General features: G+C 62.4%; 1 protein-coding gene and 1 pseudogene. One reads left to right on the top strand and one right to left on the bottom strand.

The window, feature by feature from the left end; translation table 11 throughout:
• Window positions 1-248 (top strand): annotated as a pseudogene (locus tag EN925_RS38415) (keto-deoxy-phosphogluconate aldolase); the annotation flags it as partial.
• Window positions 249-335: 87 nt separating this feature from the next.
• Here EN925_RS38415 and EN925_RS38410 read toward each other — a convergent pair.
• A complete protein-coding gene (locus tag EN925_RS38410; RefSeq protein ID WP_127369679.1) occupies window positions 336-527 on the bottom strand; it encodes a hypothetical protein in 192 nt (63 codons plus the stop codon).
• Between the last annotated feature and the right edge of the window lie 169 nt (window positions 528-696).

The following is a 696-nucleotide window of genomic DNA, read 5'->3' as shown; positions in this document are numbered from 1 at the left end:
TTCTGAAATTCTTCCCGGCCGAGCAGTCGGGCGGCATCGCTTCGCTGAAGGCCTTCGCCTCGCCGCTCGCCGATGTGAAATTCTGCCCGACCGGCGGCATCTCGGCCAAGAACGCGGCTGACTATCTCAGCCTGCCCAACGTGGTCTGCGTCGGCGGTTCCTGGGTGGCGCCCGACGACCTCGTCAAGGCCGGCAAATGGGACGAGATCGAAGCCTTGGCGCGCGCGGCGAGCAAGCTCGCAAAATAAGGCTTTCATGGCGGCATGGAAAAACCCGGCCGACTTGCGTCTACCGGGTTTCCGCCGGATGTTTTTTCCAGGCCTGCCTTGGCCGGATCAGTTGCAGACCCTGACTTCCCTGACCACCCTATGATGATGCTTCCAGGTCGTGACAACCTTGGTCCGGCAGTGCTTCTTCATGTGCATGTGATCGTGGGTCTTGACGACAATGGTTTCGGCCTGCGTAGGGGCGACGGCCGCCGAAGCGGTTGCCAACGCGATGACCGATGCCAGTAGAATCTTCTTCATGGGTATCCCCGGGTTTGAACGAACGAGGGAGAAACCGTTGACGGCCCGAGGCGTTCCACGATCACGGCAATGTCAGGCCGGTGTGATCGGAAGCCGGCGGGCCGCGCGACCGGATCCGGCCACGCAGCAAAAAGCCGCGCTGGTTGCCCGGCGCGGCTTTGTCGATTGG

Source organism: Mesorhizobium sp. M7A.F.Ca.US.006.04.2.1 (assembly GCF_004022915.1).
In the GTDB taxonomy this organism is placed as follows: domain Bacteria; phylum Pseudomonadota; class Alphaproteobacteria; order Rhizobiales; family Rhizobiaceae; genus Mesorhizobium; species Mesorhizobium ciceri.
Note: the sequence above shows the minus strand (reverse complement) of the source record. Positions and strands in the feature narration are given on the sequence as shown.

What these genes read in the sequence shown, in the direction of transcription:
- EN925_RS38410 (WP_127369679.1), bottom strand. Translation starts at nt 527, where the DNA reads ATGAAGAAGATTCTACTGGCATCGGTCATCGCGTTGGCAACCGCTTCG.